At 40.2% G+C, this 1,074-nt stretch carries 1 protein-coding gene; it reads left to right on the top strand.

Annotated elements, in window-relative coordinates; all coding sequences use genetic code 11:
• Positions 1-104 precede the first annotated feature (104 nt).
• A complete protein-coding gene (locus PV763_RS17620) occupies positions 105-1,067 on the top strand; it encodes an IS30 family transposase (RefSeq protein ID WP_005095842.1) in 963 nt (320 codons plus the stop codon).
• Positions 1,068-1,074 lie beyond the last annotated feature (7 nt).

Raw genomic sequence — 1,074 nt, 5'->3', positions numbered from 1 at the left:
CGCAGATTCAAATCTCAAGTGCGACACATTTGTAGTTAGTTGAAAAAGTTAGGTGTATTCGTAGAATCATTGGACTTTTTCAACTCGCAATTGGAAAGCACACAATGAAGAAATACACCCAACTTTCTCAAGATGAAAGATACGAAATTTATGCTACTTTGAAAAGTAAAAGTTCAATCGCTAGCCTTGCTCGGGAGTTAGGGCGTTCACGATCAACCATCTACCGTGAATTAAAAAGAAATACTGGGCAACGTGGATATAGAGCTCAACAGGCAGCGAAATTTGCAAGTCAAAGACGGTACCGTCCTTCATCACCCATGACAGCATTTGCCTTCGCTTATATTGATTACTTGATTGGCTTGGACTGGTCACCAGAACAAATTTTAGGCGCTTTAACACAACGCGGTTGGCTGGATGTACCTTCACATGAGTGGATTTACCAGTACATTTATGAAGATAAATCAAAAGGCGGTAAACTCCACCTACATTTAAGGCATCAGAAGAAATATCGAAAACGAGGTTACAAAAACACGGATCGTAGGGGGCAAATCATTGATAAAACAAGTATTCATTGCCGAGACCAGGTCATTGATCAACGACAACGTTTAGGAGATTTCGAAGGTGACACTGTAATTGGTAAACATCATAAAGGTGCTTTATTAACTCTCGTTGATCGAAAGAGCCTGTACGTACATATTGTTCATTTAGGGCCAACGAGAGCATCCTCTCAAACGATTACTTGTGCATTAGATCGTTTACGGATGAGCCATGCTTATAGTGTTACTTTTGATAATGGTAAGGAATTTGCCGAACACAAAAGAATCACTGATGCCGGCATAGATACGTATTTTGCTGATCCTTACAAGTCTATTCAACGAGCAAGGAATGAAAATACGAATGGTTTAATCCGGCAATATCTGCCAAAATCATCATCGTTTGATGACGTGTCAAACGAACAAATAGAGCAGATAGAATTTGCACTCAACCATCGTCCTAGAAAAACACTAGGTTGGTATACGCCTAGTGAAGTTATGGCTGGTTTTTATACTGTTGCACTTGCCGCTTGAATCCGCC

The organism is Acinetobacter sp. AS5, from assembly GCF_048957595.1.
Classification (GTDB): Bacteria; Pseudomonadota; Gammaproteobacteria; order Pseudomonadales; family Moraxellaceae; genus Acinetobacter.
Note: the sequence above shows the minus strand (reverse complement) of the source record. Positions and strands in the feature narration are given on the sequence as shown.

Excerpts from the sequence above, each read along its gene's own strand:
- PV763_RS17620 (WP_005095842.1), top strand. The coding sequence starts at position 105 with ATGAAGAAATACACCCAACTTTCTCAAGATGAAAGATACGAAATTTAT.